The following is a 23248-nucleotide window of genomic DNA, read 5'->3' as shown; positions in this document are numbered from 1 at the left end:
AGTGAGGCTCTGAACAACGTCTGGGCAGGTGCGAAGGATTCCGCAACTGTCCAACCTCTTGAGGTCGGCTTGTTCAGCGATGCGCCGCTGCGGCTTGTTGGCGAACAGGTGGCGCAAATACGCCCACCTGAACCGGCACCGGAGCGGGCGTGTTCACCCGAGCCGACCGGGCACGGCGTCTTGAATAGACCCCGTGGCAACACTGTGGCAACAGAATACGTGACCATGTGTCGCGCGTAGTGATTCTGGTGAGCAAGGATCCGCATAATCATGCGGGATTCCAGAGTCGCTACGTCAGGTCGCGGCTCGAATTCGGGTTCGAATCCCGCCGTCACCGCCAAACAGATGAAGGGTCTCCGCGCCAGCGGGGGCCCTTCATCTGTTTATCAGGCACCGTGGGATTCGGGGAGGAGCGAGCGCAGCGAGCACCGGAGTCCCGCCGTCACCGCCAAACAGATGAAGGGTCTCCGCGCCAGCGGGGGCCCTTCATCTGTTTATCAGGCACCGTGGGATTCGGGGCGATCGAAGCGCACGCCGTAGGTCTGGCCGCCAGTGGCCGCCGGCAGCCGCTGCATGCCGAGGCGCTCGTAGAACGCGGCAGCCCCGGTGTTGTCCGGGTCCATGCCCAGGTGCAGCCCCCGCACTCCCCTGCGCCGGAGCTCGGCGAACAGCGTTTCGATCAGGCGGCGTCCGAGACCCTGGCCCTGGGTCTCCGGAAGCAGGTCGATGTGCAGGTGCGCGGGGTACTCTGCGGCGTTCACCTCGAGACCGGGGGCACGGCTCCAGCCGTACTCGATCATCCGGCTCTCACGCGTGACGGCCTCGACCGGACGAGGGTGACGCTCGTGGAACGCCGGCCACCACTCGTCGCGGAACCACCGGGCGAAGGCATCCGTGTCGTCCGTCGCCACGATGTATCCGATCACGCGGTCATCGTCGGCCTCGACCACCCAGGCGAGATCGGGGTGGCGCTGCGCGTACGGCACGGCGAAGAGATTCCCCCACAGCATGTCGTCGGAGAGGATGCCGGTCGCATCTCCGCCGGCATCCGCCGTCCTGACGCAGATCTCGTACAGCGCGTCGCGGTCTTGCGGACGATAGGGACGGATGCGGGACACTACAGCTCCTCGGTGCGGGCGGTCTCTGTGACTCCTGCCGCAGGCGGCGAGGCATGATCCTGCTGACGGACCCACGGCAGCAGCCAGGCCGACAGCATCAGCACGGCGCCCGCGCCGACGAGCGCGCCACCCAGCGTGTCCGTCGCCCAGTGCACGGACAGCAGAGTTCGCGAGTACGCCATCGCCAGCACCCAGAGCGCCGCGGCGATCGCGGTCCACATGCGGGGGAAGAGCACCCACACCAGGACGGCGACGGTGGCGGCGTTGGCGACGTGCCCGGAGGGGAACGAGCCGAAGTCGCTCATCACGAGCATGTCATCCGGACGTGCTCTGCCGAAGATGTGTTTGAGCACCTGCACGACTCCGGCGCTGGTCAGCATGGCCATCGCGGCGAACACCGCGGATCGCCATCGCCGGGCGAGCACGAAGGCGATGATGATGAGCGGCCCGACGATGAAGATCGTGCCCCTGCTGCCGCCGACGAAGTTCATGCCGTGCGCGAACGCGACGAGCCAGGGCGCCCTCTGAGCGGCGACAGCGGTGTTCCACCATCGATCGATCGCCGGCGCATCAGCGAAGCCCAGCACGATCAGGGCCCCGAGTGCCGTCGCCGCGAGCAGGCTTCCAGTCCCCCACCACAGCAGCGTACGCCTCTCCATGACCCCATTCTGTCCGATGGAGCCCTGAACCAGCGGATCAGGGAGCGAGCATCCCGACGGTTCGCGGGCGCACGATCAGCCAGAGCGAGAGCAGACCGATCGCAGCGCAGCCGACCATGACGGAGGCCATGGTGGTCGCGGTGATGCCCGCGCCCTTCGAGATCCAGCCGACGACGGGTGAGATCAGGCCGGCGACGCCGAAGTTGGTCGCGCCGATCACGGATGCCGCTGTCCCCGCCGCCTTGCCGTGCCGGTCGAGAGCCAGCACCTGGACGTTCGGGAACGTGAAGCCGCACGCCGTCATGAACACGAACAACGGGATGACGGTGCCCCAGAGGCCGAGGCCGAGCTGATCGGTCACGATGATCGCGATCCCGGCGGCGAGGAGCACGGCGGTCGAGTACGCCATCACCCACTGCGGGCCGAAGCGCGCCGCGAGGCGCGAGGCGAACTGCACGCCCGTCACGACGCCGAGGGAGTTGACGGCGAAGAGGAGCCCGTACTGCTGCGCATCCAGCCCGTGCGTCTGCTGGAAGAGGAACGGTGAGGCGGAGAGGTAGGAGAACAGCCCGGAGAAGGTCATCCCGCCGATGATGAGCACGCCGATGAACACCCGGTCGGAGAACACCGAGCGGTACCGCTGCAGAACGGTGGCGCCGCCGCGCTCCTGCCGGCGCGCGACCGGCAGCGTCTCCGGGATGAACAGGATCGCCGAGAGCAGCATGACGACGCCGTACACGGCGAGCACGATGAAGATGCCGCGCCACGGCATCAGCGTCAGCAGCGCCGAGCCGATGAGCGGCGCCACCACCGGCGCCACACCGGAGACGAGCGCGAGACGCGACAGCATCACGACCAGGCGCCTGCCGCCGAAGAGGTCGCGCACGATCGCCATGGCGACGACGCCACCCGCAGCCGCTCCGACGCCCATCAGCACGCGGGCGCCGCTCAGCAGCGGCAGGGTCGGGGCGAATGCCGCCGCGGCGCTCGCGAGCACGTGCAGCGCGGTGACCACGATCAGCGGGATGCGACGGCCGACCTTGTCGCTGAGCGGTCCGACGACGAGCTGTCCCAGCGCGAAGCCGATCATGGTGCCGGTGAGCGTCAGCTGGATCGCGGCGGCCGTGGTCTCGAAGTCCTGCTCGAGGATCGGGAATGCGGGAAGGTACAGGTCGATCGTGAACGGGCCGAGCGCGGTGAGCGCGCCGAGCAGCACGATGTACAGCACACGCCGGCCGTTCGGGATCGAGTCCCCCGGGTGCAGCATGATCGGCGCGGTGGCCGGATTCGAACCCAGCGTGCGGATGGCGCCCGTCGACGAGGAGGTGCGGATGCTGCCTGTCGCGGTGCGCTCGGGCTGAGCGATCACCGTGACGGAGTCGGTGCGGGGCGCGTCGGACACGACGATCCTTCCGGGGTTCGGTGCGGGAATTCGGTCGGCTTCAGGGTCGAATCGATTCGATCAGCCGAAGCCTCCATGTTACAGCCCGAGCACCCCGCATTCCCACGATGAAGTGCAGGATTCTCCGCGCGACGACCCGCGAGCGGATCAGCGGATGCCGGCGACCGCCTGCTCGAGGTCTGCGATCAGGTCGCTCACGTCCTCGATGCCGACCGAGAGCCGCACCACGTTCTCTGGTACCTCGAGCGCGGTGCCCCGCACGGACGCGTGCGTCATGTCGGACGGGTAGCCGATCAGCGATTCCACGCCGCCCAGCGACTCCGCGAGCTGGAACAGCCGCGTGGACTCCGCGAAGGCGCGCGCGGCGGCGGGCCCCGCGGCGAGCGCGAGCGACAGCATCCCGCCGAACCCGCTCATCTGCCGTGCGGCGATCTCATGGCCGGGATGCGAGGCGAGCCCAGGGTAGAAGACCTGCGCGAACTCGGGACGGGCCGCCGCCCACTCGGCGATCGCCTGCGCGTTCTCGCCGTGCTGGCGCACGCGCACGGCGAGCGTCTTGATGCCGCGGGTGGTGAGCCAGGCGTCCAGCGGTGCGGAGACAGCCCCGACCGCGAACTGCTGGAACTTGATCTGCTCGTAGAAGCGGTCGTCACCGAAGACGACTGCACCCCCGAGCACGTCGGAGTGCCCGCCGAGGTACTTGGTGGTCGAGTGCACGACGAGGTCGGCCCCGAGCGCGAGCGGCTGCTGCAGCGCCGGCGACGCGAACGTGTTGTCGACGACGACGACGGCGCCCGCGGCGTGCGCGACCTCCACGACCGCCGCGATGTCGACGATCTTCAGCAGCGGGTTGCTCGGCGTCTCGACCCAGACGATCCTCGTCGAGGGCCGGATCGCCGCACGGACGTCGTCGAGCTCGGAGAGCTCGACCGTGGACGTCTCGACGCCCCACGGCGCGAGCACCTTCGTGAGCAGACGGTAGGTGCCGCCGTAGACGTCGTTGCCGAGCACGACATGATCACCGGGCTTCAGGATGCCGCGCAGAAGCGCGTCCTCGGCGGCGAGACCTGATGCGAACGACAGCGCGTTCACGCCGCCTTCGAGCGCCGCGAGCTGGACCTCGAGCGACGACCGCGTCGGGTTCCCCGCCCGGTTGTACTCGTAGCCGTCGCGGAAGCCGCCGATGCCGTCCTGCACATGGGTGGAGGCCTGGTAGATCGGCGGGATGATCGCGCCGGTGGTCGGGTCGGGCCTCTGGCCTGAATGGATGGCGCGGGTGGCGAAGGAGTGCTCGGACATGTTCTTCAGCCTACGACCGCACCGGCCGTGCCGGCCCGAGCTGTGACACCCCGGGTCAGCGCGACAGGTACGCGAGCAGGTCCTGCCGGGTGAGCACCGTGTGCGGCTTGCCGTCCTCGGTGACCAGCAGCGCGTCGACGTCGGCGAGCGCGGCCCGCGCCTGCGCGACGGGCGCGTGGATGCCGATCAGCGGCAGCCGCTCCCCCACGTGCGCGCCGAGCGCATCCGCCGGCTTCGCGTCTCCGCGGAACAGCAGGTCGAGCAGGCCCTTCTCGTCAACGGTTCCGACCACCTCGCCCATCATCACAGGCGGCTCGGCGCTGAGCACCACGAGCTGGGAGACGTCGAACTCCGTCATCATCCCGATCGCCTCGAGCACGGTGTCGGTCGGGTGGGCGTGCACGAGATCCGGGATGCCGTGAGCGCGGCGCGACGGTCGTGCCGCGAGCACGTCGGCGATGGTCTCCCCGTCGTCGATGTCGGCGAAGCCGTACGAGCGCATCCAGCCGTCGTTGAAGATCTTGCCGAGATACCCGCGTCCGCCGTCCGGGAGGAGCACCACCATCACGGCATCCGCCGGCAGGTCGCGCGCCACGCGCAGCGCGCCGACGACGGCCATGCCGCTGGATCCGCCGACGAGGATGCCCTCCTCGCGCGCCAGGCGCCGGGTCATCGCGAAGGCCTCGGCGTCGCTCACCGCGACGATCTCGTGCGGCACGGTCGGGTCGTACGCCCCCGGCCAGATGTCCTCGCCGACGCCTTCCACGAGATACGGGCGCCCGGTGCCGCCGCTGTAGACGCTGCCCTCGGGGTCGACGCCGACGATGTGCACCCGCTCCTCCGACACCTCGCGGAGGTAGCGGCCGGTGCCGGTGATCGTGCCGCCGGTGCCGACTCCGGCGACGAAGTGCGTCACCTCGCCGTCGGTGTCGCGCCAGATCTCGGGCCCCGTCGTCTCGTAGTGGCTGCGGGGTCCGTTCGGGTTCTCGTACTGGTTCGGCTTGAAGGCGCCGGGGATCTCGCGCACGAGGCGATCGCTCACGCTGTAATAGGACTCCGGACTGTCGGCGGCCACCGACGTCGGGGTCACGACGACGTCGGCGCCGTAGGCGCGCAGCACGTCGATCTTGTCCTCGCCGACCTTGTCCGGCAGCACGAAGACGCACTTGTAGCCGCGCTGCTGCGCGACGAGCGCCAGGCCGACACCGGTGTTGCCGCTGGTCGGCTCGACGATGGTTCCGCCGGGCTTCAGATCGCCGGCCGCCTCAGCGGCATCGATGATCCTCGCCGCGATGCGGTCCTTCGCCGACCCGCCGGGGTTCAGGTACTCGAGCTTCACGAGCACAGTGCACGCGACGCCCTCGGTGACGTGCTGAAGCTTCACGAGGGGCGTGTCGCCGACGAGGTCGACGATGGTGTCTGCGTACTTCATGGGTTCAGCGTAAGGGCGCGGATGCCGTGGCGGGGCGTGTATTGCTCACGCCGCGGCATCCGCCCTGGGTCCCTGAGCCGGTCGAAGGGTCAGCCCTTGGTGGAGCCCGCCAGCAGACCGCGCACGAAGTAGCGCTGGAGCGCGAAGAACACGATCAGCGGCACCAGGATCGACACGAATGCGCCGGCGGTGAGGAGGTACCACCCCTCGCCCCGGCCGGTGATCTCGGCGAGCACCTTCGTGATCGGCGCGGCGGGCCCGTCGGCGAAGACGAGCGCGACGAGCAGGTCGTTCCACACCCAGAGGAACTGGAAGATCGCCACGGAGGCGATCGCCGGCATCGTCAGCGGCAGCACCACTCGGAAGAAGATCTGCCCGCGCGACGCGCCGTCCACGCGTGCGGCCTCGATGATCTCGCCGGGGATCTCCGACATGAAGTTGTGCAGCAGGTAGATCGCGAGCGGGAGTGCGAACATCGAATGGGCGAACCACACCTGGGCGTACCCCTGGGACGCGTCGAGTCCCAGCGTGACCTGCAGTCCGAACAGGTTGATCCCGCGCGAGAACGACGTCAGCAGCGGCACAAGTGCCATCTGGATCGGAACGATCTGCAGCGCGAACACGAAGATGAACAGCGCGTTGCGGCCCTTGAAGTCGATCCACGCGAACGCGTACGCCGCCATCGACGCGATCATCAGCGGGACGAGCGTCGCCGGGATCGTGATCGCGATCGAGTTGACGAACGACTCCATGATCGTGAGCTGCGTGGTGCCCGACTGCAGCACCGCGGCGTAGTTGTCGAGCGTGAACTCGGGGTTCGTGAAGATCGTCCACCAGCCGGACGTGTCGATCGCGTCGCGCGGGCGGAGGGAGGAGATGAAAAGCCCGAGAGTCGGGACTGTCCATAGGAATGCGATCACGATCGACGCGATCGACGCCCACGGGCGGCTGAGCCGCTTGCGCGCTCGGCCGGCCGAGGCGTCGAGCCGGCTGCCGGTCGTGATCGCCCTGGTGCTCTGATCCGTCTGGACCTGGGTTCCTGAGCTTGTCGAAGGACTCATCGGATCTCCCGCTGCTTCTTGATCTGGCGCGCGTTGTAGATGACGATCGGCAGCACCAGGAGGAAGAGGATCACCGACAGCGCGGCGCTGCGCCCGGCCTCGAACTTGGAGAACTGCGTGTACATCTCGTTGGCGAGCACGGAGGTGCCGTAGTTGCCGCCGGTCATGGTCCTGACGATGTCGAACACCTTCAGCGAGGCGATCGAGATCGTCGTCAGCACCACGATCAGCGCGGGCCGGATCGACGGCACGGTCACCGACCAGAAGCGCTCCCACGCGTTGGCGCCGTCGAGCTCTGCGGCTTCCAGCAGCTCGGCCGGCACGCCCTTGATGGACGCCGAGAGCACGACCATCGCGAATCCGGTCTGCACCCACACCAGGACGGCGATGAGCGCGAGGTTGTTCCACGGGCCGTCGAGCAGGAACTGCTGGGGCTGGCCCCCGAACCACACGAGGACCTGGTTCAAGAGGCCGATCTGCTCCTCGCCCGGGCCGCGGTAGGCGTACATGAACCGCCAGATGATGCTCGCCCCGACGAACGAGATCGCCATCGGCATGAACACGAGCACCTTGTAGATCTTCTCGCCCCTGGTGCGATCGATGAAGACGGCGTAGGCGAGGCCCACGAGGGTGGACACGAGGGGGACGAGCAGCACCCACACGATCGTGTTCACGACCGAGGTGATCCCGTCGGACTGCGTGAAGATCCACGTGTAGTTGGCGAACCCCACGAACTGCTTGCCCGTCGAGTTCCAGAACGACGAGTAGATCGTCTGGATCGACGGGAGGATCAGGCCGACCAGCAGCAGGAGCATCGCCGGCGCCATGAAGGCGACCAGCTGGATGAGATATCCCGCGCCGTCGCGGGAACGGTAGTCGAGGAAGAAGAACAGCGCCCCGACGACGACGGCGACGCCCATCGCCCAGTAGTACGAGTTGAAGAACCACATCACCGCGAGCGGGATAAGGACGCACATCGCCAGCCGGATGCCGGTGTACACCGGCCCCTTGCGCGGCGCGACGTCCACGAGCAGCAGGATGACGGCGACGACGATCGCGAACGCGATCACGACGACGACCGCCTGCAGGACCGGCGGAAGCATCCCGATCCATCGGAAGAACAGAGTCGCGTTCACGGATTCCCCTTCATGACGCGGAGCGGATCGCGGTCGGCGCGACGGTGCGCAGACCGGAGAGGAGGAGGGCCGCCCGGCGCGGGCGACCCTCCTCGGTGAATCACTCGGCGGGCCAGCCGGTCTCGATCTGCGTGAGCACCTCGTCGGTCGAGGTGCCGTTGACCCACGCCACCATTCCCTTCCAGAAGGTGCCGGCGCCCACGGCACCGGGCATCAGGTCGCTCGCATCGAACCGGAACGTGGTCTCCGGGTCCTGCAGGATCTTGATGGTCTCCTGAAGGATCGGGTCCTGTGCGCTCTCCGGGTCGAGGCCGTTGTTGGCTGACGTGACTCCGCCGAGGCTCACCCGCTTGTTCGCCCACTCGGGGCTGGAGAGGTACGCGAGCACCTTCTGCGTGGCCTCGGTGTCGGTGAATGCGCCGACGATCTCGCCTCCGCCGGTGACGGTGGTCTCGCCCTCGGTCTCGCCCGGGAGGATGAACGCCCACACGTCGCCGTCCTCGGCGACCTCGGTGCCCTCGGGGAAGAAGCCCGAGAGGAAGGATGCCTGGTGCGTCATCGCGCACTCGCCGGACGCGACCTTGGCCGCGACATCGCCGAATGCGGTGGAGTTGATCGAGCGCACGTCGCCGAAGCCGGCGTTGACGTAGCTCGGGTTGAGCAGCAACTCCCCGACCGAGTCGAAGGCCTGCTTGATCTGCGGGTCGGTGAACGGGACCTCGCCGGCCGCCCACTGGTCGTAGACGTCGGTTCCCGCCTGGCGCAGGACGTAGTCCTCGACCCAGTCGGTGCCCGGCCAGCCGGTGGCCACACCCGACTCGAAGCCGGCGCACCACGGCGCGGATCCGGTGGCGGACTGGATGCTCGCAGTCAGCGTGTTCAGCTCGTCGAGCGTCTTCGGGACCTCGACGCCCCACTCGGCGAACTTCGCCGGCGAGTACCAGATCCAGCCCTTGACGCTCGCCATCAGCGGGGCGCCGTAGAACGTGCCGTCGACCGTGCCGTAGTTGACCCAGTCCTCGGTCCAGTACTCGTTCGCGTTGTTCGCGACCTCCTCCGGGGCGGGCTTCAGGAAGTCACGGGATGCGAAGTCGGCGAGCAGACCCGGCTGCGGGAAGATCGCGATATCCGGCGGGTTCCCGCCCTGCGCACGTGTGCCGAGCTGAGCCTCGAAGTCCTGGCTCCCCTCGTACTTGATGGTGATGCCGTTCTCCTCTTCGAAGTCGGCCCACGTCTCCTGCAGGAGTTCGGCCTCGCCTTCGACGATGGTGCCGTAGATCGTGACGGTGGCATCCTCGCCATCGCCGCCTCCACCACCTCCGCTCGGAGCCCCTGGAGCTCCGCAACCTGCGAGCGCGACGCCCGCGACTCCCAGCAGGGCGAGCGGGACGAGCCGCCGGGAACGCTGTGACAGACCCATGTGGATTCTCCTCTTCGAGTGCATGACCCCCGCCTCCTCGACGCCGCACGGCGGCATCCGTCGGGAACCGATTCCAGGCCAACCTACTTGCGATCCGCACCCCGGCACAATGGGCAAGGGTCACAAGCTGGCAACCTTTGCGTCGCGATCGGCACTCAAGATGGGAGCGCTCCCGAGCCGCAAGTGTGGAACCGGTTCCCTCGCGCGCCGCGAAGGGCTACGCTGTCATCGTCGTGCGCCCGACCGGCGCACGGGAAGCAGGTGGTCGAGGAGGACCGATGAGCACGATCGCGGACGTCGCGGCGCGTGCCGGCGTGTCGAAGGCGACGGCCAGCAGGGCGCTGAGCGGACGCGGGTACGTCTCGGAGGACACCCGTCGCAAGGTGGCGGATGCCGCAGCGGAGCTCGCCTACGTCGCCCACTCCTCGGCCTTCAGCCTCGCGACCGGCCGGACGCACACGGTCGGCGTCGTGATGCCCTCGCTCGAGCGGTGGTTCTTCGCCGAGCTTCTCGCCGGCATCCAGGAGTCGCTCCTCGAGCAGGGGTACGACCTCACCCTGTACAGCCTCGACGCCGGCGCGAACCAGCGCGTCCGGCTGTTCGACGGCATCCTGCCGAGAAAGCGGTTCGACGGCATCATCGCCGCCGGCATCCAGCCGGGGCCGCGGGAGCTCGAGCGGATGCTGCGCCCCGATCGGCCGCTGGTCAGCGTGGGGCCGCACGCCGAGGGGGCGAGCTCCGTCTCGATAGACGACTTCGCGGCCGCGCGCATCGCGACCGAGCATCTGATCACGCTGGGGCATACGCGCGTCGCATTCGTCGGCACCGCCGCGGATGCGGCCGCGCGCAGCTTCGTCGACGGCCGCCGGGTCGAGGGCTACCGCGAGGCCATGGCCTCAGCCGGGCTCGGTGCCGGCATCCGGATCGTCGGCGCTGGCTCCGGGGGCGGGACGACGCCCGACGGCTATGCGGCCGCCGCCGAGCTCCTCGGCGACCGTCGCGCCCGCCCGACCGCGATCGTCGGGGTCTGCGACGAGGCCGCGATCGGGGCGATCATCGCCTCGCGCCGCCTCGGGATCGCGGTGCCTGCCGAACTCAGCGTCGTCGGCATCGACGATCATCAGCACGCCGAGATGTTCGCGCTGACGACCATCCGGCAGCGCCCGCGCGAGCAGGGAGCGGAGGCCGTGCGCCTGCTGCAGCGGAGGATCGCCGATGCGGATGCTCCGATCGAGCACGTGGTCGCGGCATCCGCTCTGGTGGTGCGTAACTCCACCGCTCCCGCGCGCTGACGCTCCTGCGGACGCACGAAGGCCCCGGGGCGAACCCCGGGGCCTTCGTGGAACGTCGAGACGCGATTACTTGAGGGTAACCGTGGCGCCTGCCTCTTCGAGAGCGGCCTTGGCCTTCTCGGCGGCTTCCTTGTTCGCGCCCTCGAGGACGGCCTTGGGAGCACCGTCGACGACAGCCTTGGCCTCGCCGAGGCCGAGCGAGGTGAGCTCGCGGACCGTCTTGATGACCTGGATCTTCTTGTCGCCGGCAGCCTCGAGGATGACGTCGAAGGAGTCCTTCTCCTCAACCTCTTCAGCAGCGCCGCCGCCTGCGCCTGCAACGGCGACGGGGGCAGCAGCGGTGACCTCGAACTTCTCCTCGAACGCCTTGACGAAGTCGTTGAGCTCGACGAGGGTCAGGCCGGCGAACTGCTCGAGCAGCTCCTCAGTGGTGAGCTTAGCCATGATGTATCTCCTAATAGATGGGGTTTGTTGATCGAGAACGCAGGTCGCTCACGCGGCCTCGGCGGTCTCCAGCTTTTCGCGAAGAGCATCGATGGTGGCGGCAGCCTTGCCCATCGTGGCCTTCATCATGCCCGCAGCCTTCGCCAGCAGAACCTCACGGCTCTCGAGCGCGGCGTACTTGTCGACCTCGTCGGCGGAGAGGGCGTTGCCCTCGAAGATGCCGGACTTGATCACGAGAAGCGGGTTGGCCTTGGCGAAGTCACGCAGAGCCTTTGCAGTGGCGACGAAGTCACCGTGCACGAACGCGACGGCCGACGGACCCTTGAGGTCGTCGTCCAGCGCGGTGATGCCAGCCTTGTTGGCGGCGATCTTGGTCAGCGTGTTCTTCACCACGGCGTACTCAGCGTCCTGACGGATGCTGTTGCGCAGCTCCTTGAGCTGGGCAACCGTCAGACCGCGGTACTCGGTCAGCAGAACGGCGGACGAGTTCTCGAATGACTTCGTGAGCTCGGCGACCGATGCATCCTTCTGCGCCATGGTCACTCCTTGGTGTGTACGAGGCGCCTCACGGCGGTGAGGCACCGACCTCGACCTGCGGCAGGGCCCTGACAAACAGAAAAGCTCCGGCGCAAGCGCACGGAGCTCAGAAAGTTCGTGTCCTGCGCGGGCCCCTGCTGAGCAGAGCTTCGATCACCGTGCACTTGCGCGCACGACGATGACCAGCGGTCTTCGGTTGACACAACTGTACCCCACCGCATCGGGTCCCCCCAAATCCCCCGCCTCTCCATTCCCTTCTTGCCCGCCGACGCCCCACCTGCACGCCAACGCCTCACCTGGGGGACGACTCTCAGGTGGGGCGCGGACGACAAGTGGGGCGTCGATCATCCGGGTGGGCGGATGCCGAAGGCGGCGAGCCTTTCGGCGAAGGCATCCAGCGTGCTGATGTGGGATGAACCCCACCTCGCCAACCGCCAGCCCGTGACGCCGCGGATGTCGTCTTCGCGGAGTTTCTCGTCGAGCATTACCTGCGCCGTCGACCGGTCGCCTTTCATTCGTTCGTCGAAGTACTTCCCAAGACCGTCGAACTCGCCGAAGCACCGCGCGCCGAGAAAGCCGAAGTCGAGCCAGTAGTCGTCTCCGGCGGCTCCGACCACGTGCATCTGGATGTCGAAACGAGTGAACCCCAGCCGACTGAGATGCAGCCGGCTCACGCTTTCGCCCGGAAGCTGAGCCCGACCGTCGGCGAAGGCGATCATCCGACGCGCCTGGCGAATGCCGCGGCCATGGAGATGCTCGGCGCGTACCAGCATCCGATCGCGCCATTCTCGAGCACTGTCCTCATCCTGCACATTTCTCGTGACAGCCTCCATCCGCAGCGCGGCGTCGGTTGCGGACACGGCGGCATCCTGAGACAGCGAGCGCGCGAGGTCGAGTACCGTTCGCTCGATCGTCGTGCATCGGATGCCGTCGACCACCGTGATGTCAGCGGCGTCGACGTCGACGTTGTGCCAGGTGATCCGAGCGTGAGTGCGCCCATGGCGCGCATCGACGGTCGCGACGTGCACCACGCGCGGCGCGAGCCGATAGAGCGGGAGCCCGTGGAGCACAGCGGCAGAAGGACCCCAGAAGACGGGTCCCGGCCCCTCGGAATTGAGACGGGCGGCGACGACTTCGACGAGGTGCCGCCCTTCGTTCCACAGATCCTTCCAGTCGTCTTCGTAGACGTACCGGCCGCGGCGCACCCTTCGAAGGATCTTCGCCTCGACGAGACCACGGACCTGGCGCTCGGTCAGCCCGTTCTCGATCAGCTCTGCGCGCGAGTGCAGTAGGGCCCGCGCGGCGAGGATGTCGATGCTCTTCGGCATCCGTCGATCATCGAGCACGGCCGACGGCGATTCCGGCTTGTCCCCAGGCCCGGTCGCACCTGAGCGCGAATCGCGATCCGTGCAGAAGCACTCGACCGCCGCCAGTTGCGAACTCGCTTCTCCTCGATCGTCCTGATCCGCGGCGCCCCACCTGGTCGCCGACGCCCCACTTGAGGGACGACTCTCAGATGGGGCGCGGACGCGCAGATGGGGCGCCGGGGTGAGGTGGAACGCGGACACCCGACTGGGAGCGACCGCGGGCGGCGTGTGCGGGGAGTGAGCGTCGGCGTCCGGGGTTAGGGTCGAAGGGTGAACCCGGAACTCCAAGCGCGCATCGTTGCGGACTCCCGCGACCGCGTCGCCTGGATGCGGGCGCGATCGCGCGGCATCACCGCGACGGATGTCGCCGGGCTCACCAGCGAGAAGTCGATCGCCCGCGCGGCCGACTCCAAGCTCGGCGGCGGCCCCCGCTTCGGCGGCAACGCCTACACAGACCACGGCCGACGCCGGGAGCCGGAGATCGCCGCGTGGGTCGCCGCGACGCACGGCATCCTCCCATCGTCCGCGCTGTTCCGCGCCGAGGTCGAGCACCGCCACCTGGCGACACCCGACGGCATCGCCGTCGACACGGACGGCCAGGTCAGGCTCGCCGAGATCAAGACGACGAACAAGGCCTTCCGCGGCATCCCGCGCACGTACCTCCGCCAGGTGTGGTGGCAGCAGCACGTGCTCGGCGCAGAGCGGACCCTGTTCGTGTGGGAGGAGCACGAGGACTTCTCCCCCATCCACGATGAGCCGAAGTGCGTCTGGATCGACCGAGACGACCGCGAGATCGCGAAGCTCGTCGGACTCGCGACAGCCCTCATCGACGAGCTCTACCGCCGCACCACAGGGCAGCAGATCCCGGCACGTCTCGAGGATGCCGCAGCCGTCGGCCGCCGCGAGCAGCTGCGTGAGCGCGACGCGTTCCGGGCGCTGGCACTGGCCGACTGAGCACCAGCGGCCGACCCGTCGCGCATCAGCCGTGCGCACAGGTCGGCGACCCGCGCCGGGCGTCGTCCAGCGAAGGCCTGCACAGCCGACGACACCCGGCTCGCCGACGTCGACCGACATCCGCGGCGCCGGCGGCACTTGGTTGACTGAACTCAACCAAGTCCGTATAGTTGACGAAGTTCAACTATCTTGTGCGCGCCAGAGCAGTCGCGGCATCCATCCCCGCGACTCCCGAAAGAGGCTCAGCATGACAACGGATTCACCGACTCGGATGACGCACAGGCAGGTGCTGGAGGCGCTCACCGGGCTGCTGCTCGGCATGTTCGTGTCGATGATCGCGGCCACGGTCGTGTCGACCTCGATGCCGGTGATCGTGCACGACCTCGGCGGCGACCAGGCCGCGTACACATGGGTGATCACGTCGACGCTGCTCACGACCGCGATCTCGACGCCCATCTGGGGCAAGCTCGCCGACCTCTTCAACCGCAAGCTGCTCATCCAGATCGCTCTGATCATCTTCGTGCTGGCCACGGCCGCGGCCGGCTTCGCGCAGGACACGGGCGTGCTCATCGCGTTCCGTGTCGTGCAGGGCCTCGGCGCAGGCGGTCTCGCCGCCCTCAGCCAGGTCATCATGGCCGACATCATCAGCCCTCGGGAGCGTGGCCGTTACATGGGCCTGTTCGGCGCCGTCATGGCCGTCGCGACGGTCGGCGGCCCGCTGCTCGGCGGCTGGATCACGGATGCCATCAACTGGCGCTGGAACTTCTTCGTGGCGCTGCCGTTCGCGATCGCCGCGCTGATCATCCTCCAGAAGACGCTGCACGTCAGCACCGAGCGCACACGGAAGGTGTCGATCGACTACGTCGGCATCGTGCTGCTCTCCGCGTCCGTGTCGCTGCTGCTCATCTGGATCACCAACGCCGGTTCGACCTTCGACTGGTGGAGCACCGAGACGGTCCTGATGGCGGGCGGCGCGCTCGTCGCCGCAATCGCGTTCATCATCGTCGAGCTCAAGGTGCGCGAGCCGCTCATCCCGCTCAGCCTGTTCCGCGGCCGCACCTTCAGCCTGTCGGTGCTCGCCTCGATCTCGATCGGCGTCGCGATGTTCGGCACCTCCGTCTACCTGGCGCAGTACATGCAGCTCTCCCGGGGTGCGTCCCCGACCGAGGCCGGCCTGATGACTCTGCCGATGATGGCGGGACTCCTGATCTCCTCGATGCTCGTCGGACAGCTGGTCACGCGGTACGGCAAGTGGAAGGGCTATCTGGTCCTCGGCTCCGTCCTGCTGATCGCCGGTTCCGCGCTGCTGTCGACACTCCACTACGACACCGACTTCGTACTGGTCTCGATCTACATGTTCCTCACCGGCGCCGGCGTCGGGATGACCATGCAGAACCTCGTGCTCATCGTGCAGAACGTCGCGAAACCCAGCGAGATGGGCGTCGCGAGCTCCGGCATCACCTTCTTCCGCAGCCTCGGCGGCACGATCGGCGTGTCGGTGATGGGCGCCATGCTCGCCAGCCGGATCACCGAGCTCTTCACCGCCGGCAAGGATGAGCTGATGGCCGCGATCGCCAAGACCGGCGACAAGGCGGCCGAGGTCACAGCCCAGCTGAACAGCGGAACGCTCCCCGAGGTGCGCCTGCTGCCGGACCCGGTGCGCTCGCTCGTCGAGGACTTCTACGCTCAGGCGATCTCGCATGCCTTCCTCGTCGGCATCCCGCTGGCGGTGATCAGCCTCATCGCGATCCTGTTCCTGCCGAACCGCCCTCTCACGACGATGACCACGAGCGAGCGGGCCAGCGCGGATGCCGCGAAGGACGGACATGCCCTCGAGGAGGCCGCCGAGGTGGCCATCGCCGACGCCGAGGCGCTCTCCGGCGCTCCGACCGGAGCCGTGTCCGTCGTCTCCCACGACTCGCGTGGCGGAGCATCCGATGTCCGGCGCTGAGCGGAGCGCCGATCCCGGGGACGCAAGGGCTGTAGCGGTCCGCGCACTCGAGGCGGAGTTCAGCGAGCTGATCACGCACTTCCGTCGACTGATCATGGAGAACGCGAACCGGGTCAGCCCTGGGATGCTGCCGGGGGCGTACAAGACCCTGACCACGATCGCGCGGTGCGGCGAGGTCAACGCCTCGGCGCTCGCGGAGCGGATGCTGATCGACAAGGGCCAGGTCAGCCGGATGGTCCGCGAGCTGGAGGGGCTCGGTCTCATCGAGCGATCGCCCGACCCCGCCGACGGACGCTCGTTCCTGCTGCGGCTGACCGCGATCGGCGAGCAGCGTCTCGCCGAGGCGCGGGAACCGCAGGAGGGCCTGCTGATGCGCAACCTCGCGGGCTGGAGCGTCGCCGACATCGGCAACCTCACCCGGCTGCTGCACGCGCTCTCCTCAGGCGCGACCCCGGACAGCGAGGATTAGAACCCGTCTGTTTGCGTCGAACGCAGGTTCCGGAGCCCGCTCAGGATGCGTGTGACGCAAACAGACGGTCTTGGCTGGGGCGCAGCACCTTTCGGGCCTCAGCCGCGACCTCGGCGGCGATCGTGTCGAGGAGCGCCGAGCGCAGATTCCACTGCTGCCAGTACAGCTTCACGCGCAGTGTCGGCCCGCCGAGCGCGACGAGGCCCGCCGAGTCCTGCAACAGCGGCACCATCCCCCAGCCGAGGCCGAGCTGCACCGCGAGGGCGTAGTCGTGGGATGCCGGGACATAGTGTCGCGGCACGCCCTGGTGGGCGACGCCCATCTCGCGCAGCCAGTCGTGCTGCAGCGCGTCGCGCCGGTCGAAGTCGACGAACGGCGCGACCGCCAGCGCCTCAGGGGTCACCCCCTCGGCGAACCAGCGTCGGGCGTAGCCGGACTCCGCCATCGCGCGATACTCCAGCACGCCGAGCGGCGACACGGAGCAGCCGGCGACCGGAGTGTCCTCGCTGGTGACCGCGGCCATCACTGTGCCGGACTCCAGCAGCCGCGCGGTGAAGTTCTGGTCGTCGCGGTGCAGGTCGAAGTCGATGTCGTGCTCGGCGGAGAGCCGCGCGAGCGGCCGCAGGAACCAGGTGGCCATCGAGTCGGCGTTCACCGCGAGCGGGATGCCGGTGCGAGGCGCATCGCCGCCGAGCCCGAGTCCGCCGAGCGCATCGTGCTCGAGCAGGGCGACCTGCCTGGCGAGACGCACCACGGCCTCGCCGGCCTCGGTCAGGCGCACCGGCTTGCTGCGCACGACAAGGACTCGGCCGAGCTGCTGCTCCAGAGTCTTCAGACGCTGACTGACGGCCGAGGGCGTGATGCGGAGCCTCCGTGAGGCGGCATCGAGCGTGCCCTCGTCTGCCACGGCCGCGACCGTGGCGGCGAGCTCGGGGTCGATCTTCACGTAAGTGATGCTAATGGTTCGGAAGCAATCTTCGCTGGTGCTGCAGTCAGCGGATGCCTACCGTGGAACCATGCTCTCCGTCTTCGCGGGTCTCGGACTCGGCCTCTCCCTCATCATCGCCATCGGCGCGCAGAACGTGTTCGTGCTGCGACAGGGCATCCGCCGCGAGCACGTTCTCGCGGTCGTGGCCATCTGCGCGATCTCAGACGCCGTGCTGATCATCGCCGGGGTCGCGGGTCTCGGCTTCGTCATCGCCGCGGCGCCATGGCTCGTGGTCGTCGCCCGCTGGGCCGGGGCGCTGTTCCTGCTCGGCTACGGCATCCTCGCGGCGCGGCGCGCCTGGCGGGGAGGCGAGGAGCTGACGGTGGACGAGGCGGATGCCGCGGCATCCGCCTCCAGTGGACGCACCGCGACGCTCACCCGCACCGCGCTCGCCCCGGCCGCCCTGACCACGCTGGCGCTCACCTGGCTGAACCCGCACGTGTACCTCGACACGGTGCTGATGCTCGGCTCGATCGCGGCGACCCACGGCGAGAACCGCTGGCTGTTCGCCGCCGGCGCCGTGGCCGCGAGCATCCTCTGGTTCACGGCTCTCGGCTTCGGCGCCCGGCACCTGGGCCGCTGGCTGCGCACCCCGCGCTCCTGGCGCATCCTGGACGCGCTGATCGCCGTGGTGATGATCGCGCTCGCGGTGAGCCTGGTGCTTCCGGTGCTCGCCGGCTGACCGTCGCGACAAACGCGCTCAGGCGCCGTCGAGCGGACGCATGATCCTGGTGAGGAATCGCTGCGTGCGCTCATGCTGCGGCGCGTTGAAGATCTGCTCGGGAGCGCCCTCCTCGACGACTACTCCCCCATCCAGGAACAGCACGTGGTCGGCGGCCTCACGAGCGAAGCTCAGCTCGTGGGTCACCACGACCATGCTCCAGCCCTCGTCCGCCAGCTCCTTGATCACGAGCAGCACCTCGCCGACGAGCTCAGGGTCGAGGGCACTGGTCGGCTCGTCGAAGAGCAGGAGGTCAGGGCGCAGCGCGAGGGCACGGACGATGCCGACCCGCTGCTGCTGACCGCCGGAGAGCTGATGCGGGCGGGCGTTCTCCTTGTCGGCGAGCCCGACCCTGGCGAGCAGCAGGCGCGCCTCTGCGATCACCTCGTCCTTCGGGCGGCCCTGCACCCGCCACGGTCCCTCGATCACGTTCTCGAGCACCGTGAAGTGCGGGAACAGGTTGTGATGCTGGAAGACCATCGCCGAACGGTCGCGGAGCGCGAGGCGCTGCCGCGGCGGCACCTTCGCCGAGAAGTCGATCTCGGGTCCGCCGTCGACGACGATCGTGCCGCCGTCCGGCGTCTCGAGCCCGTTGAGCGAGCGCAGCACCGTGGTCTTGCCCGAGCCGCTCGGGCCGATGAGCACGACTACCTCGCCGCGGTGCAGCGTCAAGTCGATGCCGCGAAGCACCTCGTTGTCGCCGAACGCCTTGTGCAGCCGCCTCACGGCGAGCAGCGGAGTCGATGATGGATCAGTTCGCGACACGGCTGTCGAGCCTCCTCTCGAGCGCGCTCTGCCCGGTGGCGAGCACCAGGCAGATCACCCAGTACACGAGGGCGGCCGCGAGATACACGACCATCACCTGGTAGGAGGATGACGCGATCTGCTGCGTCACCCGGAACAGCTCGGTGACCAGGATGGTCGACGCGAGGGACGTGTCCTTCACGAGCGAGATGAAGGTGTTCGAGAGCGGCGGCACCGACACCCTGGCCGCCTGCGGCAGGATGATCCGGGTGAGCGTGCGGGTCCGGTTCATGCCGACCGTGTACGCCGCCTCCCACTGCCCCTGCGGGACCGAGAGGATCGAGGCGCGCACGACCTCCGCCCCGTAGCCGCCGACGTTCAGGGAGAGGGCGATGATCGCGCTCGGCCATGGATCGATCGTGACGCCGAGCGCCGGCATCCCGTAGAAGATCACGAACAGCTGCACGAGCAGCGGCGTGCCGCGGATGACGGAGATGTAGAACCGTGCGATCCCGGAGACCACCGGGCGCACCGAGATGCGCATCAGCGCCACGCCGATCGCGATCAGGAGGCCGAGCGCGAACGACGCGAGGGCGAGCGGTATGGTGCCCAGCAGCCCCCCGAGGGCGATCGGCCCCAGTGAGTTCAGGAAGAGCTGCCAGGCATCCATCGACTACTCGGTGACGTCGTCGCCGAAGTACTTCTCGCTGATCTCGGCGAGCGTGCCGTCTGCGCGAAGCTCCTCGAGTGCGGCGTCGACCGCCTCGACCAGCGACTCCTTGTCCTTGGTGAAGGCGAACGCCTGCTCACCCGCCTCATCGGTCTCGGCCGCGATCTTGAGGCCGGTCGGGCCGTCGGTCGTCTCGTAGTCGAGGAAGGTGAGCTTGTCGTTGATGGTGGCGTCGACGCGTCCCTGGCGGAGGAGCGCGACGGCCTGTGCCCAGCCCTCGACGGCCTCGACCTTGGCGCCGGACTCGGTCGCGAGGTCGTTCCAGTTGCTCGTGAGCGACTGAGCGGTGGTCTTTCCCTCGAGGTCTTCGAAGGAGCTGATCGACTCTTCGTCCTCGTTCACGACGATCACGCCGGGCGAGACCGTGTACGGCGCGCTGAAGAGGTACTTCTCCGAGCGCTCGTCGTTGATGGTGACCTGGTTGGCGATCACGTCGAAGCGGCCGGCATCGAGACCGGCGAAGATCGCGTCCCACTGCGTCTCCTGGAACTCGACCTCGAGGTCGAGCTTGTCGGCGACCGCCTGGATGATCTCGACGTCGAAGCCGGTGAGGTCACCGGTGCCGCCGTCGCCGTGGAAGCTGAAGGGGCGGTAGGTGCCCTCGGTGGCCACCGTGAGCGTTCCGTCCTTCACGAGCCCGAAGTCTGCGCCGCTGCCGCCGCTGGGGGAATCGCTCTCTGCGGGAGTGCTGGTTCCGCTGCAGGCGGTGAGCGCGGATGCGCCGATGACGAGGGCTGCGACGATGATGAGGCGACGGGACATGGGTGGGGTCCTCCTGGTGTGCGGGTGAGGCGCGGCATGCTGTGGCGCGCTGTGCTCATCCACAGTACGCGCCGCCTGGACAGGATCCCATATCGCGTGACGCCCCGTGTCAGGGCTGCTCGCGAACGCAGGAACGCCCCCGCATCGGATGCGGGGGCGTTCCTGGAGTCACACTCAGATGGAGTTGACGTCCAGCGGGATACCGGGGCCGAACGTGGTCGACACGGCGCCCTTCTGGATGTAACGGCCCTTCGAGCTCGACGGCTTGAGGCGCACGATCTCCTCGAGCGCTGCGCCGATGTTCTCGTTCAGCTGCTCGGTGGTGAAGGAAGCCTTGCCGACGACGAAGTGCACGTTGGCGTGCTTGTCGACGCGGAACTCGATCTTTCCGCCCTTGATCTCCTCGACGGCCTTGGCCGTGTTCGGGGTCACGGTGCCGGTCTTCGGGTTCGGCATCAGGCCACGCGGACCCAGGACCTTTCCGAGACGACCGACCTGGCCCATGAGCTCCGGAGTGGCGACGGCCGCGTCGAACGCGGTCCAGCCTGCGGCGACTTTCTCGATGAGCTCGGCGCCGCCGACCTCATCCGCGCCTGCGGCGATCGCTGCCTCGGCCGCGGGGCCGGTGGCGAACACGATGACGCGGGCGGTCTTGCCGGTGCCGTGGGGCAGGATGACGGTGCCGCGCACCATCTGGTCCGCCTTGCGGGGGTCGACCGAGAGCTTCAGCGCGACCTCGACGGTCGAGTCGAACTTCGACGAGCCGGTCTCCTTCGCCAGGGCGACAGCCTCAGCGGGAGTGTAGAAACGGTCTGCCTCGATCTTCTCGGCGGCAGCCTTGTAAGCCTTGGACTTCGTAGCCATGATTATTCTCCTCAGCCCTCGACCGTGATGCCCATGGAACGGGCGGTGCCGGCGATGATCGAGATCGCGGCCTCGATGTCGTTCGCGTTCAGGTCGGCCTGCTTGGTCTCTGCGATCTGGCGGACCTGGTCCTTGGTGATCTTCGCGACCTTCACCGTGTGCGGCGTCGCCGAGCCCTTGGGCACGCCGGCGGCCTTCTTGATGAGCTCCGCTGCCGGCGGGGTCTTCAGGATGAACGTGAAGCTGCGGTCCTCGTAGACGGTGATCTCGACGGGGATGACGTTGCCGCGCTGCGACTCGGTCGCGGCGTTGTACGCCTTGCAGAACTCCATGATGTTGACGCCATGCTGACCGAGCGCGGGGCCGATCGGCGGCGCCGGGTTGGCTGCACCGGCGTTGATCTGAAGCTTGATCAGGCCGGTCACCTTCTTCTTCGGTGCCATATCCTCTTCCTTTCATCGAACGGATGCCGGTTGCATCCGCTCTCCCACGGATCCGGCATCTCCGGACCGCGGTCGTCTGCGTGCGCGCCGAAGCGGCACACAAACCACACAAGTCTACCTGATGCTGGGGCACGTGGAGCACTGCCGCTCGATGATCGGATGCCGGGCGGGGCCGATTGCGCAGCGGAACGGCCGGTTTCGGATGCGGAACTGACCCCGCACGGACCCGCGGATGCGGAACTGACCCCGCACGGCCCCGCGGATGCGGAAGCGGATGCGGATGCGGATGCGGAAGCGGATGCGGAACTGACCCGGCACTGACCCGGGGCAACCGCCCGGAAACGCAGGAACGGCCGCCCCCTGCGGGGACGGCCGTTCCGGGAACGCGGTGGGTCAGACCATCTTGGTGACCTGGTCGAACGACAGCTCGACCGGGGTCTCGCGCTCGAAGAGGGAGACGAGCACGGTGAGCTTGCCGCTCTCCGGCTTGATCTCGCTGATCGAGCCGGGAAGACCCGCGAAAGAGCCCTCCTTGATCGTGATGGTCTCGCCGACCTCGAAGTCGACCTCGGCGGGCAGCGGACGCGCGACGGCCAGGCCGCCCTTGGCCGCGATGTTCTTGGCGGTCGGGACATCCTTGACCTCGACGAGGGACTTCAGCATGTTGAAGGCCTCTTCGAAGCGCAGCGGCGTCGGGTTGTGGGCGTTGCCCACGAAGCCGGTGACGCCCGGCGTGTGGCGGACGACCGACCAGGTGTCCTCCGTGAGCTCCATGCGCACGAGCACGTAGCCCGGGATTCGCACGCGCGTGACCATCTTGCGCTGGCCGTTCTTGATCTCGACGACGTCCTCCATCGGGACCTCGATCTGATAGATCTCGTCCTCGACCTCGAGCGTCGACTTGCGCTGCTCGATGTTCGCCTTCACCTTGCGCTCGAAGCCGGCGTAGGAGTGGATCACGTACCACTTGCCAGGGAGCATGCGCAGGTCGGCGCGGAAGGTCTCGTAGGGGTCCTCTTCCGCGTCCTCGTCGGACGCCTCTGCGTCCTCGTCGTCGCCGTTCACGTCGGGGCCGTCGTACGGGGCCACCTCTGAGGCCGCAGCGGCCTCCTTCTCGGCGGCATCCTCGGCCACAGAATCGTTCAGGACCTCAGCGGCGGCCTCAGACTCCGCAGCTTCGTCCAGGTTGAGAGCGTCGTTCACGATCGCGTCCGCCTCCGGGTCGTCGATTTCGATGTCGTCATCCGTGCTGTCATCTTCCTCGTCGTCGGCATCCTCGATGTGGATGGCGACGTGCTCGGCCGAGGTGACCGAGAGCTCCTCCGCGGCGAGCACGTTGCCCTCCTGGGCCTCGTCCTCCTCGCTGGACTGCTCTGCGGCGGTCGCCCAGTCGGCGTCGTCGGAATATCGTTCAGACACGTTGTTTCTTTCCAATCACTGCGGCCTGAGCCGCGG

Annotated in this window: 23 protein-coding genes; 5 read left to right on the top strand and 18 right to left on the bottom strand. The window is 68.2% G+C overall.

What is annotated here, in order from left to right:
* Positions 1-497: 497 nt before the first annotated feature.
* From IPV10_RS08070 to IPV10_RS08035, 8 genes are all read right to left on the bottom strand, one after another.
* Entirely contained in the window at positions 498-1118 is a 621-nt protein-coding gene (locus IPV10_RS08070; RefSeq protein WP_207482575.1) for a GNAT family N-acetyltransferase, read from the bottom strand.
* On the bottom strand, positions 1118-1777 hold the full coding sequence (locus IPV10_RS08065; RefSeq protein WP_207482573.1) for a phosphatase PAP2 family protein: 660 nt from the start codon (positions 1775-1777) through the stop codon (positions 1118-1120). Before IPV10_RS08065 ends, IPV10_RS08070 begins: the two co-directional genes overlap by 1 nt.
* A 37-nt stretch (positions 1778-1814) precedes the next feature.
* Positions 1815-3179: a multidrug effflux MFS transporter gene (locus IPV10_RS08060; RefSeq protein ID WP_374192225.1), complete on the bottom strand. Its 1365-nt coding sequence runs from the start codon at positions 3177-3179 to the stop codon at positions 1815-1817.
* Positions 3180-3326: 147 nt separating this feature from the next.
* The gene (locus tag IPV10_RS08055; RefSeq protein ID WP_207482570.1) at positions 3327-4478 is read right to left on the bottom strand and encodes a cystathionine gamma-synthase; all 1152 of its coding nucleotides are present in this window, start codon (positions 4476-4478) and stop codon (positions 3327-3329) included.
* Positions 4479-4533: 55 nt separating this feature from the next.
* Positions 4534-5910, bottom strand: a complete 1377-nt coding sequence (locus IPV10_RS08050) for a cystathionine beta-synthase (protein WP_207482568.1) — start codon at positions 5908-5910, stop codon at positions 4534-4536.
* Between the two features lie 89 nt (positions 5911-5999).
* Positions 6000-6971: a carbohydrate ABC transporter permease gene (locus tag IPV10_RS08045; RefSeq protein ID WP_207482566.1), complete on the bottom strand. Its 972-nt coding sequence runs from the start codon at positions 6969-6971 to the stop codon at positions 6000-6002.
* The gene (locus IPV10_RS08040) at positions 6968-8107 is read right to left on the bottom strand and encodes a sugar ABC transporter permease (protein WP_307861086.1); all 1140 of its coding nucleotides are present in this window, start codon (positions 8105-8107) and stop codon (positions 6968-6970) included. Before IPV10_RS08040 ends, IPV10_RS08045 begins: the two co-directional genes overlap by 4 nt.
* A 100-nt stretch (positions 8108-8207) precedes the next feature.
* On the bottom strand, positions 8208-9527 hold the full coding sequence (locus tag IPV10_RS08035; protein ID WP_207482564.1) for an ABC transporter substrate-binding protein: 1320 nt from the start codon (positions 9525-9527) through the stop codon (positions 8208-8210).
* A gap of 278 nt (positions 9528-9805) precedes the next feature.
* Between IPV10_RS08035 and IPV10_RS08030 the strand changes: the two genes are divergently transcribed.
* The gene (locus IPV10_RS08030) at positions 9806-10819 is read left to right on the top strand and encodes a LacI family DNA-binding transcriptional regulator (protein ID WP_207482562.1); all 1014 of its coding nucleotides are present in this window, start codon (positions 9806-9808) and stop codon (positions 10817-10819) included.
* 66 nt (positions 10820-10885) lie between these two features.
* On the opposite strand, the gene rplL is transcribed toward IPV10_RS08030, so the two are convergent.
* The 3 genes from rplL to IPV10_RS08015 form a co-directional block, all read right to left on the bottom strand.
* The gene (gene rplL, locus IPV10_RS08025; protein WP_042539579.1) at positions 10886-11263 is read right to left on the bottom strand and encodes a 50S ribosomal protein L7/L12; all 378 of its coding nucleotides are present in this window, start codon (positions 11261-11263) and stop codon (positions 10886-10888) included.
* A gap of 48 nt (positions 11264-11311) precedes the next feature.
* Positions 11312-11800, bottom strand: a complete 489-nt coding sequence (rplJ, locus tag IPV10_RS08020; RefSeq protein ID WP_207482560.1) for a 50S ribosomal protein L10 — start codon at positions 11798-11800, stop codon at positions 11312-11314.
* 344 nt (positions 11801-12144) lie between these two features.
* Positions 12145-13128 (bottom strand): hypothetical protein, encoded by a 984-nt coding sequence (locus IPV10_RS08015; protein WP_207482558.1) that lies wholly within the window; start codon positions 13126-13128, stop codon positions 12145-12147.
* A gap of 309 nt (positions 13129-13437) precedes the next feature.
* Here IPV10_RS08015 and IPV10_RS08010 point away from each other — a divergent pair, with 309 nt between their 5' ends.
* The 3 genes from IPV10_RS08010 (at position 13438) to IPV10_RS08000 (ending at position 16541) form a co-directional block, all read left to right on the top strand.
* The gene (locus IPV10_RS08010; RefSeq protein ID WP_207482556.1) at positions 13438-14121 is read left to right on the top strand and encodes a YqaJ viral recombinase family protein; all 684 of its coding nucleotides are present in this window, start codon (positions 13438-13440) and stop codon (positions 14119-14121) included.
* A gap of 247 nt (positions 14122-14368) precedes the next feature.
* Positions 14369-16072, top strand: coding sequence for an MDR family MFS transporter (locus IPV10_RS08005; protein WP_207482555.1), 1704 nt, complete (start codon positions 14369-14371; stop codon positions 16070-16072).
* Entirely contained in the window at positions 16059-16541 is a 483-nt protein-coding gene (locus IPV10_RS08000; RefSeq protein WP_207482553.1) for a MarR family winged helix-turn-helix transcriptional regulator, read from the top strand. The genes IPV10_RS08005 and IPV10_RS08000 overlap by 14 nt, the downstream gene beginning before the upstream one ends.
* Positions 16542-16581: 40 nt before the next feature.
* On the opposite strand, the gene IPV10_RS07995 is transcribed toward IPV10_RS08000, so the two are convergent.
* Positions 16582-17487, bottom strand: a complete 906-nt coding sequence (locus tag IPV10_RS07995; RefSeq protein WP_207482551.1) for a LysR family transcriptional regulator ArgP — start codon at positions 17485-17487, stop codon at positions 16582-16584.
* A gap of 70 nt (positions 17488-17557) precedes the next feature.
* Between IPV10_RS07995 and lysE the strand changes: the two genes are divergently transcribed.
* Positions 17558-18211 (top strand): L-lysine exporter, encoded by a 654-nt coding sequence (gene lysE, locus IPV10_RS07990; protein ID WP_207482549.1) that lies wholly within the window; start codon positions 17558-17560, stop codon positions 18209-18211.
* An 18-nt stretch (positions 18212-18229) separates the two neighbouring features.
* Here the strand turns inward: lysE and IPV10_RS07985 are convergent, their stop codons facing one another.
* The 6 genes from IPV10_RS07985 to nusG all read right to left on the bottom strand — a co-directional run bounded on the left by IPV10_RS07985 (position 18230) and on the right by nusG (position 23212).
* Complete coding sequence (locus tag IPV10_RS07985; RefSeq protein ID WP_307861085.1) at positions 18230-19015, bottom strand: amino acid ABC transporter ATP-binding protein; 786 nt, start codon at positions 19013-19015, stop codon at positions 18230-18232.
* Positions 19002-19664, bottom strand: coding sequence for an amino acid ABC transporter permease (locus tag IPV10_RS07980; RefSeq protein ID WP_207482547.1), 663 nt, complete (start codon positions 19662-19664; stop codon positions 19002-19004). The genes IPV10_RS07985 and IPV10_RS07980 overlap by 14 nt, the downstream gene beginning before the upstream one ends.
* A gap of 3 nt (positions 19665-19667) precedes the next feature.
* A complete protein-coding gene (locus IPV10_RS07975) occupies positions 19668-20486 on the bottom strand; it encodes an amino acid ABC transporter substrate-binding protein (protein WP_207482545.1) in 819 nt (272 codons plus the stop codon).
* A gap of 174 nt (positions 20487-20660) precedes the next feature.
* Positions 20661-21350 carry a 50S ribosomal protein L1 gene (rplA, locus tag IPV10_RS07970; RefSeq protein ID WP_207482543.1) on the bottom strand — a complete coding sequence of 230 codons (690 nt, stop codon included), beginning with the start codon at positions 21348-21350 and terminating at the stop codon, positions 20661-20663.
* Between the two features lie 11 nt (positions 21351-21361).
* Positions 21362-21793 carry a 50S ribosomal protein L11 gene (gene rplK / locus IPV10_RS07965; RefSeq protein ID WP_105723474.1) on the bottom strand — a complete coding sequence of 144 codons (432 nt, stop codon included), beginning with the start codon at positions 21791-21793 and terminating at the stop codon, positions 21362-21364.
* 393 nt (positions 21794-22186) lie between these two features.
* Positions 22187-23212, bottom strand: a complete 1026-nt coding sequence (nusG, locus tag IPV10_RS07960) for a transcription termination/antitermination protein NusG (RefSeq protein WP_207482541.1) — start codon at positions 23210-23212, stop codon at positions 22187-22189.
* Positions 23213-23248: the final 36 nt, after the last annotated feature.

It is taken from the genome of Microbacterium sp. SD291 (assembly GCF_017355365.1).
Classification (GTDB): domain Bacteria; phylum Actinomycetota; class Actinomycetes; order Actinomycetales; family Microbacteriaceae; genus Microbacterium.
The sequence above is the reverse complement of the archived record's forward strand: the minus strand, read 5'-3'. Positions and strand labels throughout refer to the sequence as shown.

Bases quoted from the DNA above. Each gene is read 5' to 3' on its own strand.
- IPV10_RS08065 (WP_207482573.1), bottom strand. From the start codon at position 1,777: ATGGAGAGGCGTACGCTGCTGTGGTGGGGGACTGGAAGCCTGCTCGCG.
- IPV10_RS08055 (WP_207482570.1), bottom strand. From the start codon at position 4,478: ATGTCCGAGCACTCCTTCGCCACCCGCGCCATCCATTCAGGCCAGAGG.
- IPV10_RS08050 (WP_207482568.1), bottom strand. From the start codon at position 5,910: ATGAAGTACGCAGACACCATCGTCGACCTCGTCGGCGACACGCCCCTC.
- IPV10_RS08045 (WP_207482566.1), bottom strand. From the start codon at position 6,971: ATGAGTCCTTCGACAAGCTCAGGAACCCAGGTCCAGACGGATCAGAGC.
- IPV10_RS08035 (WP_207482564.1), bottom strand. From the start codon at position 9,527: ATGGGTCTGTCACAGCGTTCCCGGCGGCTCGTCCCGCTCGCCCTGCTG.
- IPV10_RS08030 (WP_207482562.1), top strand. From the start codon at position 9,806: ATGAGCACGATCGCGGACGTCGCGGCGCGTGCCGGCGTGTCGAAGGCG.
- rplL (WP_042539579.1), bottom strand. From the start codon at position 11,263: ATGGCTAAGCTCACCACTGAGGAGCTGCTCGAGCAGTTCGCCGGCCTG.
- rplJ (WP_207482560.1), bottom strand. From the start codon at position 11,800: ATGGCGCAGAAGGATGCATCGGTCGCCGAGCTCACGAAGTCATTCGAG.
- IPV10_RS08015 (WP_207482558.1), bottom strand. From the start codon at position 13,128: ATGCCGAAGAGCATCGACATCCTCGCCGCGCGGGCCCTACTGCACTCG.
- IPV10_RS08005 (WP_207482555.1), top strand. From the start codon at position 14,369: ATGACAACGGATTCACCGACTCGGATGACGCACAGGCAGGTGCTGGAG.
- IPV10_RS08000 (WP_207482553.1), top strand. From the start codon at position 16,059: ATGTCCGGCGCTGAGCGGAGCGCCGATCCCGGGGACGCAAGGGCTGTA.
- lysE (WP_207482549.1), top strand. From the start codon at position 17,558: ATGCTCTCCGTCTTCGCGGGTCTCGGACTCGGCCTCTCCCTCATCATC.
- IPV10_RS07980 (WP_207482547.1), bottom strand. From the start codon at position 19,664: ATGGATGCCTGGCAGCTCTTCCTGAACTCACTGGGGCCGATCGCCCTC.
- IPV10_RS07975 (WP_207482545.1), bottom strand. From the start codon at position 20,486: ATGTCCCGTCGCCTCATCATCGTCGCAGCCCTCGTCATCGGCGCATCC.
- rplA (WP_207482543.1), bottom strand. From the start codon at position 21,350: ATGGCTACGAAGTCCAAGGCTTACAAGGCTGCCGCCGAGAAGATCGAG.
- rplK (WP_105723474.1), bottom strand. From the start codon at position 21,793: ATGGCACCGAAGAAGAAGGTGACCGGCCTGATCAAGCTTCAGATCAAC.